Consider the following 17,258-nt stretch of genomic DNA (forward strand, 5'->3'; position numbering starts at 1 on the left):
TTCACCAGCGAAGGAAGCTTTCACAAAGGCGCTAGAGCTAATTCACGCTTCGAAGCGGCCGCTCATTCTCGCGGGCCACGGAATTGCCGTATCAGGCGCGGAGCACGAGGTGCAAGCTCTGGCGGAGAAGGCTTCGATTCCGGTGGCTATGACGCTGCTGGGTCTCGGTCACTTCCCTTCTTCGCACGTGCTGAACCTGGGCATGATGGGCATGCATGGCGAAGCCTGGGTCAACACCATGATCCAGGAAGCCGATCTCCTCATCGCGCTCGGCATGCGTTTCGACGATCGCGTCACCGGCAATCTGAAAACCTACGCTCCGCAAGCCAAGAAGATCCACGTTGATATTGATCCCGCCGAGATCAACAAGAACGTGAAAGTTGACGTGGCGCTGGTCGGCGATGTGCGCGCCGTCGTGCGCGAGTTGCTCGAGGAATTGGAGCCTTGCCAACACAAACAATGGCTGCAGTACCTTCGCAAGTTGAAGGGCGATTCCGCCGTCCGCGACATTCAGAACCTGCCCGACAATGGCCATCTCTACGCCGCCCACGTGATCAACGATCTCTGGCGTGCTACCGAAGGCAAGGCGCTGGTTGTGACCGACGTCGGCCAGCACCAGATGTGGGAGGCGCAGTACTACCACCATGAGAGCCCGCGTTCGCTCATCACCTCCGGCGGTCTTGGCACGATGGGGTTCGCTCTACCCGCAGCTATCGGCGCCAAAGTCGCGCGTCCCGAAGCTGAAGTCTGGGTTGTTGTCGGCGATGGCGGCTTTCAGATGACCATGTCCGAACTTGCGACCATTGTTCAGGAAAAGCTCAAAGTGAACATTGCCATCATTAACAATGGTTTTCTTGGCATGGTTCGCCAGTGGCAGGAATTCTTTTACGGGCGCAACTATCAGTCCACGCCGCTGCTGAATCCTGACTTCGCCAAGTTGGCTGAAGCTTTCGGAATCCGCGCTTTGACCGTGACTTCGCGTTCCGAGGTCGTACCCAGCATCAATTCCGCTCGCGACCATGACGGCCCGGTGTTGATTAATTTCAAGGTCGAGCAGGAGGATACGGTTTATCCCATGGTCGCCGCGGGCGCGGACCTGCACCAGATGATCCGCCGTCCCGGCGTGCTCGTCGAAACCGCGGAAGACGCTTAAATTTATGTTGCATACATTCGTAGTTCATGTCGAAGACAAACCCGGAGTGCTGGCGCGCGTGGCCTCGTTATTCCGCCGCCGCGCCTTCAACATTGATTCTCTGACGGTCGGCCGCACCGAGAAGCCAGGCGTGTCGCGCATGACCATTGTTGTTGACACCGACGAGCACGGCGCGCTCCGCCTGGAAGCTCATCTCTATAAGCTGATCAATGTCCTGCTGATTGAAGACGTGACCGCTACCCCCGCCGTATATCGCGAGTTGGCGATGATTCGTGTCACCGCCGATCATGCACAGCGCTCGCACATCATGGAACTGGTACGCGTGTTTCGCGCCAAAGTGGTGGATGTTTCGCCCGACTCTCTGGGGATTGAGATTACCGGCACCGAAGACAAGATTGACGGCCTGCTCGAAGTGTTGCGGCCGTTCGGAATTTTGGAGATGACGCGCACCGGACGCGTGGCCATCCGCCGGGGTGCGAAATCCGCAGCCGCCGCCGCTGCGGGTGCAGAAACTGGCGAAGAAGACGAGCCCGTTCCCGGCTCGATTTCCTTCTCCGTCTGAGATGTCGAACGGGGCACGGTTTTTGTATCAGGGCACGACTTAGTCGTGTCAATCCAACGGCAGAATAAAAGCGGCTTTAGCCGCTGCGGTATCGAAAGGAACTCTTATGGCAAAGATTTATCATGACGACGCAGCCGATCTGGCTCCTATTCGCAAAAAGAAGGTCGCCATCATCGGCTACGGATCGCAGGGTCACGCTCACGCTCTCAACCTGAAAGACAGCGGGGTCGAGGTGCGCGTCGGTTTGCATGAGGGCAGCAAATCGCGGTCTAAGGCGCAAGCCGCCGGCCTGACCGTTACCTCGGTTGCAGACGCCGCCAAGTGGGGCGACGTCATCATGATTCTCGTCCCTGACACCACCCAGCCGCAGCTTTATGAAGCCCACATCAAGCCGCACTTGAAAGCCGGCAAGACGCTGATGTTTGCCCACGGCTTCAATATCCGTTACGGCACAATCTCCTGCCCTTCGGATATTGACGTCACTATGATTGCACCCAAAGCTCCGGGGCACCGTGTCCGCGAGGTCTTCGTCGAGGGGGGCGGAACCCCCGCGCTCCTCGCCATCCATCAGGACGCCACCGGCCACGCCCGCCAGCAAGCGCTTTCCTACGCTAAGGCACTCGGCGCCACCCGCGCTGGAGTGATCGAAACCACATTTTCCGAAGAGACTGAAACCGATCTGTTCGGCGAGCAAGCCGTCCTTTGCGGCGGTGTCAGCGCCCTCATCAAAGCGGGATTTGAAACCCTGGTCGAGGCTGGCTACCAGCCGGAGATCGCCTATTTCGAGTGCCTGCACGAGCTCAAGCTGATCGTTGATCTCATTTATCGTGGCGGCCTCAACTACATGCGTTACTCGGTCAGCGATACCGCCGAGCACGGTGATTACACTGGCGGCCCCAAGATCGTCACCGAGCAGACTCGGCAGACTATGCGCAAGATGCTCAAAGAGATCCAGGATGGCACCTACGCGCGCCAGTGGATTGGCGAGAACGAAGCCGGGCGCCCGTGGTTCGACGCCCAGCGCGCCAGAGAACAGGAGCAACTCCTGGAAAGAGTCGGCGAACAGTTACGCAGCCTGATGCCATTTTTGCAGCCGGTGAAAGTGAAACAGTCCTCGAAAGCCGTGCCTGTGGCGGCTGCCGATTGACAGCCCACTCCAACCCGGATATAGTGCTTCCCCATGTACGCGGTTCGATTTAGTTTCGGCGCCCAATTTTTCCGCTTCTGGCGTGAGGAAGCGGCGCTGGCGAACCGTGCGCGGGCAAGAACGTAGTCGCCCCAAAGTTCACTGAGCAGCCGCGATCCTCAAGATCGCGGCTTTTGTTTTTTGTAGCGCGGACACTCTTGTCCGCGAACTCGATTTAAGGAGTTTTCCATGATCGTTAACATGAGAGAAGGCGCTTCCGAACAGGAAATCCAGCACATCATTGACCGCGTCCAGGAGGCTGGGTTTCAGGCCATCGTCACCCGTGGTGCCGAGCGCACCATCGTCGCCTGTGTCGGCAGTGGTGGCCGCCGCCACGAACTGGAGGCCCTGCAGGCAGCCGCCGGCGTAGAAGCCGTCGTCGCCATCGCTCAACCCTTCAAGCTGGTAAGTTTCCAGGGCCGTCCACGCCGCACCGTCGTTGATGTAGGAGGCGTCCGTATTGGGGACGGGGAAGTAGTGGTCATCGCCGGCCCCTGCTCAGTAGAATCGCGCGAGCAGATGCTTTCCACTGCCCGCGCAGTAAAGCAGGCCGGAGCCGTCATGTTGCGCGGTGGTGCTTACAAGCCACGCACCTCGCCTTACGATTTCCAGGGTCTGGGTGAAGAAGCGTTGCAGATTCTCTCCGAGGCCCGGGAAGAGACCGGCCTGCCGGTGGTCACCGAGGTGATGGGGACCGAGGACGTGGACGTGATCTGCGACCATGCGGACATGCTCCAGGTGGGCGCGCGTAACATGCAGAACTTCAACCTGCTGCGCCGCCTTTCGAAAATCAATAAGCCGGTGCTGCTCAAGCGCGGTCCTTCGGCCACGGTAAAAGAATGGCTGCTTGCAGCCGAGTATTTGCTGGCCGGCGGTAACTCGCAGGTAGTCCTCTGCGAACGTGGCATCAAGACCTTCGAAACTGAAACCCGGAATACGCTGGACTTGGCCGCTATTGCCCTGGCGCGCGAGCTCTCTCACCTACCTGTGCTCGCCGATCCTTCTCACGGTACTGGCCGTCGCAGCTTGATCGCACCCCTCTGCCGCGCGGCCATCGCTCTTGGCGCGGATGGCCTGATCATCGAAGTTCATCCTTGTCCGGAGCGCGCCCTCTCCGACGGGCCTCAGTCGCTCGATTTCACAGGCTTTGCTGCCTTGATGCAGGCGCTGAGTGGTCCCCTGCCGGAAGCAGCTAAATCGCCGGCCCTCAGGCATGCTGTCGGCCAATGAAGATTGCCATCCAGGGCGAGCCTGGTTGCTTCAGTCACGAGGCCGCTCTACGCATGGTTCCCAGATGTTCGGTTGTGCCCTGCGCTCGCTCCATAGAAGTCTTCGCGCGCCTTAAGAACCGCAGCGTGGCTGCGGCAGTCATCCCCATCGAAAATTCGTTGGCCGGATCGGTTAACGAACATTTCGATCTCCTGCTCGCTTACAACGTCTTCGTTGGCCGCGAATTTAGACTGCGGATCAGCCACCACCTGATCGCCGCTCCCGGTGTGAAGCTACATAACATTTGTAGAGTGTTTTCCCACCCGGTGGCCTTGGACCAGTGCCGCGACTTCTTCAAGCGTCATAAGAAAATCCGCCCAGAACCTTTCTATGACACTGCGGGCAGCGTGAAGCACATCATGGCTCATAATCTCCGCGATGCCGCGGCGATCGCCCCACGCCAGGCTGCAGCCGAATACGGCGCTCATATCGTGCAATCCGGTCTGGAAGACGACCGCCGCAATTTCACCCGCTTCTTTCTTGTCTCCAGACGCCGGCAGATTCTTCCCAAAGCGAATAAAACTTCCATCGCTTTTTCGCTAAAAAATGTTCCCGGCGCGCTGTTCAAGGCCCTCAGTGTCTTTGCGCTTCGCGAGATAAGCTTGTCAAAGATAGAGTCCCGTCCCGTCCGTGGGCGGCCCTGGGAATACGTTTTCTACGTGGATTTTCTGCGTGGTGACGACGCTGTCTCTCAAAACGCCTTGCGCCATTTAGCCGAAGTAGCGGAGTGGATCAAAGTCCTGGGCATTTACCCTGCCGGCTGACCCGCCGATAAACAATTTCCGAATAGATAAACTCACACCCGGCCACGCGCCGTATACTGTTGTGCTCTAAAAAAGGAACGATGCGACGCGACGCGAAGAAAGTTACCATGCGCCAGATCGCTGCCGGTGCCCGTGTTTCTGTGGGTACCGTGTCGCATGTCATTAATAACACAGCAGGCGTTCGTGAGGCCGTCCGTCGCCGCGTACAAAAGGCCATTGATCGCCTGGGGTATCAACCCAGCCTGCTCGCGCGCGGTCTGCGCCGCAACCAAACCACCATCATCGGCGTCATTATCCCTGACATTTCCAATCCCTTTTTTCCGCAGGTCGTCCGCGGCATTGAAGATGTGGCTTACCAAAAATCCTATCGCCTCATGCTTTGCAACACCGATAACGATGCCGCCAAAGAGCGCGTGTACTTCGATGAGTTGCGCGCCTACCGTATGGCTGGTCTGATCGTGATCCCCTCGGCTGACAGCCAACTGGCCAAAATAGAGCAGGGAAGCCGCTCTACAGGAACGCCCGTGATCTGTGTTGACCGCCGTGCGCCGAACTGGCAAGGCGACACTATCACCGTGGACAACGTGCACGGAGCTTATGAGGCTACCCGCGTGTTGATTGATGCCGGGCATAGTCTCTTAGCCACCATCACTGGACCGCTGCACGTTCTGAATGCCCGCGAGCGCTTGAAGGGTTTCAAAATCGCATTGCGAGAAGCCGGTTTGACTCCAAAGGCAACTTACATCATGGAAGGTGAGTTTGATCGGCAGAGTGGATACCAGAAAGCGCTTCTTTTATTGCAGTCTCCTCGTCCCCCCACCGCGATCTTTGCCGCCAATGACCTGATCGCTCTCGGCGTTCTCTCGGCACTGCGCCTGCTCGAATTGCGATGCCCGCAGGATTTGTCCCTGGTGGGCTTTGACGATCTGGAGATCGCCGCTTTTACCAATCCTGCATTGACCACCGTCGCTCAGCCCGGCTACGACATGGGCGCTCAGGCCGCATCCCTGCTCTTTGAGCGCTTGAATGGCAGGGCCCGGCCCTCTCAGCACATTGTAATGAAGGCGGTCCTGGCGAACCGCGAATCAGTAGGGCCACCGCCGCAAAGATCCTAAGTCGGATCTCCGGCTATTTTCCTCCGCCGCTGGCGCTCTCCCCGCTTCGCTGCACGAAGAGCGCTTTCATGTTCTGCTGCTCCATTACCTTTTCGAAGTTGGCCAGATCGGTGGAGAGAATATTCGACCACGCCCCCAGTTGCTCCTCCGATTGCTTTTTAAGACTTTCCCACTCGGCATAGGCGGCGGCAGTTGGCGCAGAATCGTTATCGCCGCCCACAGAATTGGCCAGGTATGCCAGTCTCGCGTCCAGCGCTGGCGGATAACGCAGCGAATCTTCATTAGCGGAAATCTTCATCTGCACTAGCGCATCTTCCACACCGGCCATCTTGCTATCGAGTTGCTTGCTCGCGGCCAGGACCAGCTTTGCTCCTCCATCACTGTTTGCGAGCCGAGTTTGCAAATCGTGGGTTTGTGCGCGCAGGTCCCATTCTTGCTTCACCGTGTCGTAGACCCGTGCCAGTTGCGCTTGGATCTGCCGCACCAGGGTGAACTGCTTCTGCAAATCCGCCATAGACACGCGTGCCCGCGGATCCATGGTCAGTTCCAGTGGCGCGGTATAACTTTTGCCATCCGCTGTCAGCCGTACCTGGTATTTCCCCGGCAATGCCATGGCTCCCCTGGTGCCATCCTGATATTCATATAGATAATAGTTCGGCAGCCGCGGCACATCCTGATACCGCAGGTCCCAAACGTAGCGGTTCATTCCCGGCTTCAAATCCAATTGTTTTTTCGGTTTTTCGTCCTCCGGATCGAGTGGCTCGTCCGGCTGTTCCAGATCACTCTGTGTGACCTTCTTTACCAAACCGCCGCTCGCGTCCAGTATCTCCAGAGTGGTCTGCTTTGGCACCGCCTTCAAGTTGAAGTAAATCGCTGCACCCGGTGGAGGATTTTCACCCGCGGTTACTCCCTTTACTGCCCACCCATGCGGAGCACGCCAACGCACTGCGTTGGTCGGAGCGTACAGGTGCACGTCTTCATTTGCCACGGTGTCGCTGTACTGCCGCAGCGGGCCAATATCGTCAAGCAGCCAGAACGACCGTCCGTGCGTTGCCAACACGAGATCGTCCCCGTGAATTACCAGGTCATGCACCGGGGTATTAGGAAGATTCAACCGCAGCGAACTCCAACGCGCGCCATCGTCATAGGAAACGAACACTCCGTTTTCCGTTCCAGCAAAGAGCAGCCCCTTCTTCTTCGGATCCTCCCGCACCGCTCGCACAAAAACGTTGTCAGGAATGCCAACTGTGATCTTCGACCAGGTCTTGCCGAAGTCGCTGGTCTTGTATATGTAGGGCCGCAAATCGTCATTCTGGTGCCGGTCCACCGCAACGTAAGCCTTGCCCGCCTCATGCGGCGATGCTTCGATCAGGCTGACCCGGCTCCATTCCGGCGTATCTTTGGGAGTGACGTTCTTCCAGCTTTTCCCTCCATCGCTCGTTATTTGTACCAGTCCATCATCCGTTCCTGCCCACATCAGCCCCTTCTGCAGCGGCGATTCAGCCAGCGCAAAAACCGTGTCGTAGTATTCAGTTCCCGAGTCGTCTATCTCGATTCCGCCTGACGCAATCTGCTTCGACTTGTCATTGCGCGTCAAATCGGGGCTGATGGCCTCCCAGTGCATGCCACCATCTGAGGTCTTAAAAACCCGTTCGCCGGCGTGATAAACCACATTCGCATCATGTGGAGAAATGATCAGGGGCGCCGTCCACTGGAACCGATGCTCCAGCTTGGCAGCCCCGTTGGCATCCGTCAGTTGCGGCACTATAGAAATCTCTTTTATTTCTGCCGTGCGCTTATCGAATCGCGTGAGTTGCCCTTGGTACTCGCCCGCATAAACAATGTTCGGATCAGGCGGGTAAGGCGCGATGTAGCCGGACTCACCTCCACCCACCGGATACCAATCCTGCCGTCCAATTGGGCCAAAATCATCCCGGCTGGCGATTCCAACCGTTGTGTTATCTTGCTGAGCGCCGTAGATGTAATAGGGGAACCGGTTGTCCGTAATCACGTGATAGAACTGCGCCGTGGGCTGGTTGTTCTGCGTCGTCCAGCTTTTGCCGCCGTCCACGCTCACTGTGGCTCCGCCATCGTTGGTGGCGATCATGCGTTTGGAATTCGTTGGATCAATCCACAAACCGTGATTGTCGCCATGCGGCACCTTAACTTTATTGAATGTGTGTCCGCCATCCGTGGAATGGAAAAAATCCACGTTCATGATCCACAATCCATTCGGATCCTTCGGATCAGGCGTGAGGTGCATGTAATACCACGCGCGCTGCGTCAGCCGGTGGTCGGGATTCACCAGTTCCCATTTATCGCCGCCATCGTCCGATCGGTAGAGTCCGCCCTCTTTGGCTTCAATCAAGGAATAAACACGATCGGAGTTGGCCCCCACCACCACACCGATGCGCCCGTAAGGTCCGTCAGGCAGACCATTGCCGCTCAATCGTTTCCAGGTCGTGCCGCCATCAGTCGAGCGATACAGGCCGCTCCCTGGGCCACCACTGTTCAGGCCCCAGGGCATACGCCTCACCTGCCACAGTGCGGCAAAAATAATGTGCGGGTTGCCGGGGTCGAACGCAACATCAATTCCGCCCGTGTTTTCGTCCTTGTAGAGAACCTTCTCCCACGTCTTCCCGCCATCAGTCGTGCGAAAAATCCCGCGCTCCAGGTTAGGGCCGAACGGATGACCGAGCGCCGCGACAAACACAATATTCGGGTTCCGCGGATCCACGATTAGTTTTCCGATGGCCCGCGTGTCACGCAGCCCGATGTTCGTCCAAGTCTTGCCCGCATCTACTGACTTGTAAACTCCGTCGCCCTGCGCAGCATTGCCGCGAATGCATCCCTCGCCCGTCCCCACATACACGATATTGGGATCGAAGTACGCAACCGCGAGGCTGCCGATTGCCGAGCTGCCCTCCTTGTCGAAAACAGGCTTCCAGCTGTTGGCGCCATCAGTTGATTTCCACACTCCCCCCCCTGTTCCGCCGAAATAATAGACATTCGGATCACCAGGGACTCCGGTCGCTGTCAGCGACCTCCCGCCGCGAAATGGCCCCACCTGGCGATAGCGCAATCCGTGGGTCTCTTCTTCTTTTTCCTTGTTCTTCTCGTCCTGCGGTTTCTGGGCCTGTTTTTCCGCCGCCTTTTCACCCGATCGCTCACCCGATTTTTCGCCTTGCTGCTGGGCTGGAGCGGAAATGAGCGATGCGCATAAAACCAGTGAACAAGCTAAGAAGTAGACGATGGCGCGGATAGTGGGTTTCATATGTAAATATCTCCGTAGGGATAGCCGTGTATGGTATTCCACAGCATGCCGATGGCGAAAGCGAAAAATCAATGGCGCCCTCTCAGATGCCATGGCCAGGCTAGCGCCCCTGACATGTGCCCGCGCGCAAAACTTCGGTCACGTTATCTAAGACGCCGCTGCATCGCTAAAATACCTTGAGATGCCCGCCGCCCTCCAATTTGAAAACATCACCAAGGAATATAGCGGGTTCCTGCACCGCAACCCGGTTCGGGCGCTCGATCACTTTTCCTTGCAAGTCGAGCAGGGCGAGATTTTTGGCTTTCTTGGGCCGAACGGAGCAGGGAAGACCACAGCCATCCACCTCGCCATGGGCTTTATGCGCCCCACCAGCGGAAGCGGTCAGATGCTCGGTCGTCCCTTCGGCGACGCTGAAACTCGCCGCCGCATAGGTTTCCTCGCGGAAAATGTCGCTCTCTATCACCGTCCGGCATCTCGCCTGATTAAATTCTACGGCGGGCTGAATGGAATGGGTGGAGACATCCTGGGCGAGAGCACCCGTGAAGCCTTGCAGGCCGTAAATCTCAGCTCTGACGCTGGCCGCAACGTAGGCAAATTCTCCCGCGGCATGCTGCAGCGCGTGGGACTGGCGCAGGCACTGGTCAACAACCCGGAACTGCTCATCCTTGACGAGCCTACCTCCGCGCTCGATCCCATTGCGCGCGTCGTGGTGCGGGAAATATTGCTGCAAGCCAAGGCCGCCGGAAAAACCGTCTTCCTCAGCTCGCACCTTCTCTCGGAGGTAGAGTTGGTTTGCGATCGGGTCGCGGTACTGCACCGCGGTCGGCTGGCGAGGCTCGGCAAGACTGCGGACCTGTTGCAGTCACGTGACAAGGCAGAGATCGTCGCCCGCAACATCGCCCCTAACCTCTTTCCCGATGCCGTCACCAACAACGGTGTGGTGGCCTTCACCGTTCTTGCCTCCGCTCAGCGGCAAGCTGTGGAACGCGTCTGGGCCATGGGTGGGGAAATCGTCAGCGTGAATCCGCTGAAGCGTTCGCTGGAAGATCTTTTTCTGGAAGTTACGGCGGAAGCGGCGGTCGGAGCACGCGAATGAAGCCGGTTTATCTCATCGCCTCTAACTTCGTGCGCGAGCAGCGCTGGCCCATCCTGGTTTTATTGCTTTGGGTTCTCGGTCTCGCCGCTCTCGGCGCTTCTCTCGATATCCGCAATTCTCGTGATGACGTAGTCCTTCTGTTCAAACAGCTCGCCATCTACGGCATCGCGTTCAGCGTTTTTTTCGGCGCGTCCGCCATTCACAATGAGCGCAAATCGCGTCGCATTCTCGCCGTGCTTTCCAAGGCGGTCACCCGCCGCCAATACATCGCAGGACTACTCTCCGGCGTCGCCTTTGCCAGTACTTTGTATTGCTTCGCCATGGGACTCACCGGGTCTTGGGTGTTGGGACAATTTGGATTTCCTCCCCGCCAGCTGTGGCTCCTCATGGCCGCATTGCTGGCTTCTTCTTTGTTGGGCGCCTCCGTGGCAGTTTTCTTTTCCGTGTTCCTGAATCCTCTCTTCGCTACTGCGGCTACGTTGGTTTTTCTCGGTACTCCTGGGATTGTGGCGCAGGTGCTCGGTCGCGGATGGGGCTACGCAATTCCGGTTTATCCGCTCATGGACACGTTCATGAGATTTTCTTTCGAAAGCCCCCCATCGCTGGGATGGGCCCCCGTGATCCTGGGATTCGTTGAAGCCGTGCTTATGTGGCTCGCGGCTTCATCACTCTTTCATTGGAAAGATGTCGCAGTAGCCGTGGAATAATCGGAATTGCGGAAGGTGCCCCATTTGCTCACCGTGGAGTAGTAAAGATTCCAGAGGTATTCCTCCGTGTGCCTCTGTGGCCTCTGTGGTTAGAAACAGACTCCCCGGCCACTGGCCTTCGAATCCCTTCGTTCCCCTTCGCCCCTTTGTGATGAGGATTCTCGCCGTGAGTAATAAAAATCCAGAGGTATTTCTCCGTGTGCCTCTGTGGCCTCTGTGGTTAGAAACAGAATCCCCGGATTTTGGATTACCGCAAGATGTCCTGCGCCGACCGGCTCGCGTATTCAATCACCCGTCCCGGCAGGATCCCCAGATAGATTGTCGCCAGCACGCTAAGCGTCAGCGTCGCCGCCACTCCCATGGGAATCCTGAGCACCGGCACTTCCTGCCGTGGATCACGCATGTACATCACCACAATCACCCGCAGATAGTAATAAGCGCCAATCGCGCTGTTCAGCACCGCAATCAATGTCAGCGCGACTAGATTCGCCTTCAGCGCCGCGCTGAACACATAGAATTTGGCAAAGAAGCCCGCCGTTGCAGGAATTCCAATCAGCGAAATCAGAAATACGGTCAGCGTCGCCGCCAGCGCCGGAGAACGTCGGCCTAGCCCCGTGTAGTCATCCAGCGTCACATAACGTTCGCCCGCATTGGCGAAATGGCTGACCACCACAAACGCGCCCAGATTCATCACCGTGTACGCCGCGGTATAAAACATCGCGGCAGAAATGCCGGTTTCTGGCGCCGCTGCAAATGCCATCAGCAGGTACCCGGCGTGCGCAATTGCAGAATAAGCCAGCAATCGCTTGATGTTGTTTTGCACCAGCGCGCCCAAATTGCCCAGGCTCATCGAGACCGCGGCCGATACCCAGATCCACCAGAACCACACGGGTCGTCCGCTTACGTAGAGGCTTGGCCCCAACGTCTCAAACAAGATCCGCAGTAATACTGCGAACACCGCCATCTTCGGTGCAGTGGACATGAACGCCACCACCGGCGCTGGCGCTCCTTCATAAACGTCCGGGGTCCATACATGGAACGGGGCCGAGGCAATCTTGAATCCCAGTCCTACGAACATCAACCCATACGCCACAAAAGCCATCAGCGGCGCCGATGTCCGCAGCGACATTCCAATTTGCGGGACATCAGTGGATCCGGTCGCCCCGAACATCAGCGCGATTCCGTACAGGAAGAACGCCGTCGCAAACGATCCCAGCAGAAAATACTTCAGCGACGACTCCGCGCTGCCCGCGTCCCGCCGGCGGAATCCCGCCAGAATATAGGTAGAGATCGAAGAAATCTCCAGCGCGATGAAGATCAGCAACAGCTCCACCGCCGAGGACATGAGCGCCATCCCTACCGTGCCCATCAAAATCAACGCGAAATACTCGCCGGCGTGAATTTCTTGTACTTCGAGGTAATCGAATGACGCCATGATCACCAGCACTGCGGCAATGGTGACGAGCAAATGGAAGAAGATGCTGAAGTTGTCCACCTGCACCGTGTTCCAGAACGCTGGCCCGGGGTACTGCATCTGGTAGATACTTGCCGCCACCGCCGCCAGCGCGCCGATCAAGGCGATAATCCCCTGCGGTTTCATCCGGCGTTCTTCGGGCAGAAGCGGATCAGCCAGCATGATGATCATGCCGAACACCGTCAGAACAAGTTCCGGCAGGATGCGAACGTAATCGATCCAGGTTGGCATCAGCGCACCGCCTGCGCCACGGTTTGCGCCAGGGGTCCAAGCACCGTGTGTACCGCCGGATCAATCGAACCCAGCCATACAATGGGCGCCACGCCCATGGTGAGTGCCATCAACGCAGTCGGCCACAGCGCCGCACGCTCGCGGCCGCTCAGATCGGGCAGCGTTTCGTTCACCGGATTTCGCACCTTCCCGAAGAACACGCGCTGATACATCCAAAGCAGATAAGCCGCGCTCCAGATCACACCCGTTGCCGCCAGGATTCCATAGATGTGTCGAGCCTGGAACGCACCGCTCAGCACCAGAAATTCCCCCACAAATCCATTCAGCAGCGGCAGCCCGAGTGACGAAAGCATGATCACCATGAAAAACGCCGCAAAAATCGGCATCGGCGTCGCCAGCCCGCCAAATTCCGCAATGTCGAATGTGTGTCGGCGCTCGTACAGAATTCCCACCAGCATGAACAACGCTCCGGTGGAAATTCCATGGCTCAGCATCTGGTACACCGCGCCATCCACGCCAATCTGCGTAAAGCTGAAAATGCCTAGCACCACGAACCCGAGATGGCTCACGGAAGAGTAAGCGACCAACTTCTTCAGGTTGGGCTGCACCATCGCCACCAACGCGCCATAGATAATCCCGATGATCGCCAGCGTCACCACCCAGGGAGCGTTTTGCCGCGACTGCTCGGGGAAGAGCCCGACGTTAAACCGCAGCAGGCCATACGTCCCCATCTTCAGCAGCACGCCGGCCAGCAACACCGAACCGGCAGTTGGCGCTTCAAAGTGCGCGTCGGGCAACCAGGTGTGCAGCGGAAAGATTGGCACCTTCACTGCAAAGGCTACAAAAAATCCCAGAAATAGCCAGCCCAGCGCCACCGGGCTGATTCCCGCCGAGCCGCTGCGTATCGCATCTTGCACCACCAGGTAATCAAAGCTTCCGGTCTTCGCATACAGCCAGATTATGGCCGCCAGCATGAATGCAGACCCGATCATGGTGAACAGGAAAAATTTTACCGCCGCGTATACCCGCCGCTGGTGGCCGTACATGCCGATCAGTAATGCCATCGGAATCAGCGTGAACTCCCAGAAAAAATAAAAGAAGAACAGGTCTAGAGCGACAAACACGCCAATCAGCGCCGTCTCCAGCACCAGCAGCAGGATGAAGAACTCCTTCACTCGCTCATTAACTGAGTTCCACGAAATAAGCACGCAAAGCGGCGTGAGGAAGGTCGTCAGTACCACCAGCCACATGGAGATGCCGTCAATCCCCAGGTGATAATGAATGTTCGGCGACGAAATCCATTGCAGGTTGATCTCGTACTGAAATCCCGTCCGCGCGTGGCTAAAATAGGTCGGCAGGTGCAGTGAAAGAATGAAGGTGATCAGAGAAACGAAGAGAGCGAACCACCGGATGTCCCGCGCGCGCCTCGGAAATACCAGTAGCAGCAGCGCGCCCGCAGTCGGAATAAACGTCACGAGGGTGAGGATGGAATCGTTCCAATTCGCGCCGTTCATCGCGTCCCCTTCCAAATCATGAACGCCACAGCCAGCGCAGCGCCCAGCGCCACCCATCCCGCGTATGACCGCAAGTTGCCGGACTGCATCCGTCGCAGCCGATCAGAGAGGCTGCGAGCCTCATAGGCGCTGTCATCCGCAGTCGCATCTATGCCCGCTACATCAACACCCTTCCACAGCACGCGTTCCGAACCATTGATCAAGGGGCTGACTATCACCGCCTGATACAGCTCGTCTATATAGAACTTGTCGCGCACCGCTCCGTAGAACCATCCCAGCCCGGCCGCGATTCGGTCGGGCAAATCGCGTCGGCGGTAGTACAGCAGCCATGCGAGAAACAGTCCCAGAAACGCCGCACCCACCGAAACCCCAGTGAGTTCCAGCTCAACATTTCCTTCCCGCGCTCTCTGCTCTGCGGCTACGGGCGGCGGTTCACCAGGTTTTAACCCGGCCGGCATCGCTTCCGCGCTCACTTTGAAAACCGGGGATAAGAATCGGTCGAAATGGTTGTGGCCGTCCAGTGCATCGGGAACTCCCACATATCCACCCACTACAGACAGCACCGCCAGGATCGTCATCGGCACGAGCATGATCTTGGGGCTTTCGTGGATATGCCCCTGATGTGCGTGCGTCTCCTGGCCTGCGGGCTCGTGATGGTGCTCAAGTGATCCGCGGTATTCGCCAAAAAACGTCATGAACCACAGGCGAAACATATAAAAGGATGTCAGCAGCGCGGTAAATATTCCCACCAACCAATATGCCAAGCTGCCGTACGGACTCGACCATGCCTTCCATAGGATCTGATCTTTGCTGAAGAAGCCGCTGAAGAAGGGAATGCCCGCGATCGCCATTGTCCCGGCGGTCATCGTCCAGAACGTCCATGGAATTTCCTTTCGCAACCCGCCCATGTTGCGCATGTCCTGCTCGCCGCCGAGTGCGTGAATCACCGAGCCTGCCGCCAGGAAGAGCAGCCCCTTAAAGAACGCGTGTGTCATTAAGTGGAAGATGCCCGCCGAATAAGCAGCCACTCCGCATGCCAGGAACATGTATCCCAGCTGCGAAATTGTGGAATATGCCAGCACCTTCTTGATGTCCGTCTGCACCGTGCCAATCATCGCCGCAAACAGCGCCGTGATCGTGCCGATGATCGCCACCGCCATCAGCGCGCCGGGCGCGCGGTCAAAGATCACATGCGAGCGCGCCACCATGTAGACGCCCGCGGTCACCATGGTGGCCGCGTGGATCAGCGACGAGACCGGCGTAGGACCCTCCATCGCATCCGGCAGCCACACATAAAGAGGTATCTGTGCTGACTTGCCGCACGCTCCCGTCAGCAGCAGCAGACCGATCGCGGTCAACAACCCGATGCCACCGGTCTCAATCGCCATATTCGAAACTGCCGGAAAGACCTTGTCGTAGTCGAGCGAACCGAAATGCTGGATAAGCAGGAACAGCCCAATCAGAAATCCGAAATCGCCGATGCGGTTAACAATGAACGCTTTTTTCCCCGCGGCTGCCGCCGAGTCCCGGGTAAAAAAGAATCCGATGAGTAGATACGAAGCCAGTCCCACGCCCTCCCATCCGATAAACATCACCAGGTAGTTGCTGGCCAGCACCAGCGTGAGCATGAAGAACATGAACAGGTTCAGATAGGCGAAGTAGCGGTAGAACCCGCCCTCTTCCCACATGTATCCGACCGAATAAATGTGAATCAAAAATCCTACGTTGGTGACGATCAACACCATCACCAGCGCCAGCTGGTCCAGGTAGAAACCAAAATCCACGCTGAAATTTCCCGAAATGATCCATGGCGCTAGCCGCTCGCTATGCGGGATCGCTTGCAGCGGCAGTCCCCAGAACTGGATCGCCACCCACCACGCCGTGGCCACCGACGCCGCCACAAACGTCAGCCCGACCGCAGCAACCAGCGGTCTGGAAAAACGCCGTCCCAGCAGCCCATTGATCCCTGCCCCAACCAGCGGCAGCAGCGGAATCAACCACAAGTGGAAGTTAACGTTCATAGTTTCAGCAGATTCACTTCGTCCACATTTAAAGTCTCGCGCGTGCGGAAGATAGAAATGATGATCGCCAGGCCCACGGCAGCTTCCGCCGCAGCCACTACCATCACGAAGAACACAAACACCTGCCCGCTCAGCCGATGCCAGTGCGCGGCGAATGCCACAAAAGACAGATTCACCCCGTTCAGCATTAACTCAATCGAAATGAAAATCGTAATGATGTTGCGCTTAACCAGAAATCCGGCCACGCCGCACGCGAACAGTATCGCGCTCAGGATCAGGTAATAAGAAAGAGGCACCATCAGCTTTGCCTCCCCGCGCTAGCGGTCTCCACGCCCACCGGTTCGGTTTCCTGAGCTTCCGGCTCCGGTTCGGGAAAACGCCTCCGCATCGGCGAGGCCAGCACCACCGCTCCCATGATGGCAATCAGGATCAGCACCGACGTCACCTCGAAAGGCAAGAGGAAATCGTGAAACAGCAGCCACCCAATTGCTTTCGCCGAGCCATATTCAGCGCCCAACGGGACTGGAGGGTTGCCGCTCCGCGCCAGCACCCAGACCAGCAGCAGCGCCACCGCCAGCATTCCAGGAAAACCAACAATTAACGCCACGCGGCTGCCTTTGGTCTGTTCCTCCACGCCGGCATTCAGCAGCATGATGACAAACACAAACAGCACCATGATCGCGCCGGCGTACACGATCACCTGGATCACCGCCACGAACTCCGCCCCCAGCAGCAGATATTCCACCGCGAGCGAGCCCATCACCACGATCAGCGACAGCGCGCTGTTGATCGGGTGACGCTGTGCCAGCAGGTTGATCGCCCCGCCAACACAGATGGCCGCAAACACGAAGAATAAAACCAGGTGCAGCATGATGCGGTGGTTCGTCCTTTA

14 protein-coding genes are annotated in these 17,258 nt (G+C 57.7%); 8 read left to right on the forward strand and 6 right to left on the reverse strand.

The annotated features are described in order from the left end of the window. The 6 genes from VFA76_12090 to VFA76_12115 form a co-directional block, all read left to right on the forward strand. A partial coding sequence (locus VFA76_12090; GenBank protein ID HZR32577.1) for a thiamine pyrophosphate-dependent enzyme occupies positions 1 to 1,153 on the forward strand: 1,153 nt, incomplete at its 5' end. A 4-nt stretch (positions 1,154 to 1,157) separates the two neighbouring features. Next, entirely contained in the window at positions 1,158 to 1,715 is a 558-nt protein-coding gene (gene ilvN, locus VFA76_12095; GenBank protein ID HZR32578.1) for an acetolactate synthase small subunit, read from the forward strand. A gap of 106 nt (positions 1,716 to 1,821) precedes the next feature. Then, positions 1,822 to 2,862 (forward strand): ketol-acid reductoisomerase, encoded by a 1,041-nt coding sequence (gene ilvC / locus VFA76_12100; protein ID HZR32579.1) that lies wholly within the window; start codon positions 1,822 to 1,824, stop codon positions 2,860 to 2,862. 228 nt (positions 2,863 to 3,090) lie between these two features. Beyond that, entirely contained in the window at positions 3,091 to 4,131 is a 1,041-nt protein-coding gene (gene aroF, locus VFA76_12105; GenBank protein HZR32580.1) for a 3-deoxy-7-phosphoheptulonate synthase, read from the forward strand. Further along, positions 4,128 to 4,934: a prephenate dehydratase gene (pheA, locus tag VFA76_12110; protein HZR32581.1), complete on the forward strand. Its 807-nt coding sequence runs from the start codon at positions 4,128 to 4,130 to the stop codon at positions 4,932 to 4,934. The genes aroF and pheA overlap by 4 nt, the downstream gene beginning before the upstream one ends. Before the next feature lie 80 nt (positions 4,935 to 5,014). After that, positions 5,015 to 6,049 carry a LacI family DNA-binding transcriptional regulator gene (locus tag VFA76_12115; protein ID HZR32582.1) on the forward strand — a complete coding sequence of 345 codons (1,035 nt, stop codon included), beginning with the start codon at positions 5,015 to 5,017 and terminating at the stop codon, positions 6,047 to 6,049. A 13-nt stretch (positions 6,050 to 6,062) separates the two neighbouring features. On the opposite strand, the gene VFA76_12120 is transcribed toward VFA76_12115, so the two are convergent. Then, a complete protein-coding gene (locus VFA76_12120) occupies positions 6,063 to 9,323 on the reverse strand; it encodes a hypothetical protein (protein HZR32583.1) in 3,261 nt (1,086 codons plus the stop codon). Positions 9,324 to 9,504: 181 nt separating this feature from the next. Between VFA76_12120 and VFA76_12125 the strand changes: the two genes are divergently transcribed. After that, positions 9,505 to 10,419: an ABC transporter ATP-binding protein gene (locus VFA76_12125; protein HZR32584.1), complete on the forward strand. Its 915-nt coding sequence runs from the start codon at positions 9,505 to 9,507 to the stop codon at positions 10,417 to 10,419. Continuing rightward, on the forward strand, positions 10,416 to 11,126 hold the full coding sequence (locus tag VFA76_12130) for a hypothetical protein (protein HZR32585.1): 711 nt from the start codon (positions 10,416 to 10,418) through the stop codon (positions 11,124 to 11,126). The genes VFA76_12125 and VFA76_12130 overlap by 4 nt, the downstream gene beginning before the upstream one ends. Positions 11,127 to 11,373: 247 nt before the next feature. On the opposite strand, the gene VFA76_12135 is transcribed toward VFA76_12130, so the two are convergent. The 5 genes from VFA76_12135 to VFA76_12155 are packed head-to-tail and all read right to left on the reverse strand — an operon-like array spanning position 11,374 to position 17,237. Then, a complete protein-coding gene (locus VFA76_12135; GenBank protein HZR32586.1) occupies positions 11,374 to 12,831 on the reverse strand; it encodes an NADH-quinone oxidoreductase subunit N in 1,458 nt (485 codons plus the stop codon). After that, positions 12,831 to 14,345, reverse strand: coding sequence for an NADH-quinone oxidoreductase subunit M (locus VFA76_12140; GenBank protein HZR32587.1), 1,515 nt, complete (start codon positions 14,343 to 14,345; stop codon positions 12,831 to 12,833). Before VFA76_12140 ends, VFA76_12135 begins: the two co-directional genes overlap by 1 nt. Further along, positions 14,342 to 16,366: an NADH-quinone oxidoreductase subunit L gene (gene nuoL, locus VFA76_12145; GenBank protein HZR32588.1), complete on the reverse strand. Its 2,025-nt coding sequence runs from the start codon at positions 16,364 to 16,366 to the stop codon at positions 14,342 to 14,344. The genes VFA76_12140 and nuoL overlap by 4 nt, the downstream gene beginning before the upstream one ends. Then, positions 16,363 to 16,665: an NADH-quinone oxidoreductase subunit NuoK gene (nuoK, locus tag VFA76_12150; GenBank protein HZR32589.1), complete on the reverse strand. Its 303-nt coding sequence runs from the start codon at positions 16,663 to 16,665 to the stop codon at positions 16,363 to 16,365. Before nuoK ends, nuoL begins: the two co-directional genes overlap by 4 nt. Beyond that, positions 16,665 to 17,237: an NADH-quinone oxidoreductase subunit J gene (locus tag VFA76_12155; GenBank protein ID HZR32590.1), complete on the reverse strand. Its 573-nt coding sequence runs from the start codon at positions 17,235 to 17,237 to the stop codon at positions 16,665 to 16,667. Before VFA76_12155 ends, nuoK begins: the two co-directional genes overlap by 1 nt. Positions 17,238 to 17,258: the final 21 nt, after the last annotated feature.

The organism is Terriglobales bacterium (assembly GCA_035651655.1).
Taxonomy (GTDB): domain Bacteria; phylum Acidobacteriota; class Terriglobia; order Terriglobales; family Acidobacteriaceae; genus DASRFG01.

What these genes read in the sequence shown, in the direction of transcription:
- VFA76_12125 (HZR32584.1), top strand. Translation starts at nt 9,505, where the DNA reads ATGCCCGCCGCCCTCCAATTTGAAAACATCACCAAGGAATATAGCGGG.
- VFA76_12155 (HZR32590.1), bottom strand. Translation starts at nt 17,237, where the DNA reads ATGCTGCACCTGGTTTTATTCTTCGTGTTTGCGGCCATCTGTGTTGGC.
- VFA76_12130 (HZR32585.1), top strand. Translation starts at nt 10,416, where the DNA reads ATGAAGCCGGTTTATCTCATCGCCTCTAACTTCGTGCGCGAGCAGCGC.
- nuoK (HZR32589.1), bottom strand. Translation starts at nt 16,665, where the DNA reads ATGGTGCCTCTTTCTTATTACCTGATCCTGAGCGCGATACTGTTCGCG.
- VFA76_12120 (HZR32583.1), bottom strand. Translation starts at nt 9,323, where the DNA reads ATGAAACCCACTATCCGCGCCATCGTCTACTTCTTAGCTTGTTCACTG.
- pheA (HZR32581.1), top strand. Translation starts at nt 4,128, where the DNA reads ATGAAGATTGCCATCCAGGGCGAGCCTGGTTGCTTCAGTCACGAGGCC.
- ilvN (HZR32578.1), top strand. Translation starts at nt 1,158, where the DNA reads ATGTTGCATACATTCGTAGTTCATGTCGAAGACAAACCCGGAGTGCTG.
- VFA76_12140 (HZR32587.1), bottom strand. Translation starts at nt 14,345, where the DNA reads ATGAACGGCGCGAATTGGAACGATTCCATCCTCACCCTCGTGACGTTT.
- nuoL (HZR32588.1), bottom strand. Translation starts at nt 16,366, where the DNA reads ATGAACGTTAACTTCCACTTGTGGTTGATTCCGCTGCTGCCGCTGGTT.
- ilvC (HZR32579.1), top strand. Translation starts at nt 1,822, where the DNA reads ATGGCAAAGATTTATCATGACGACGCAGCCGATCTGGCTCCTATTCGC.
- VFA76_12135 (HZR32586.1), bottom strand. Translation starts at nt 12,831, where the DNA reads ATGCCAACCTGGATCGATTACGTTCGCATCCTGCCGGAACTTGTTCTG.
- VFA76_12115 (HZR32582.1), top strand. Translation starts at nt 5,015, where the DNA reads ATGCGACGCGACGCGAAGAAAGTTACCATGCGCCAGATCGCTGCCGGT.
- aroF (HZR32580.1), top strand. Translation starts at nt 3,091, where the DNA reads ATGATCGTTAACATGAGAGAAGGCGCTTCCGAACAGGAAATCCAGCAC.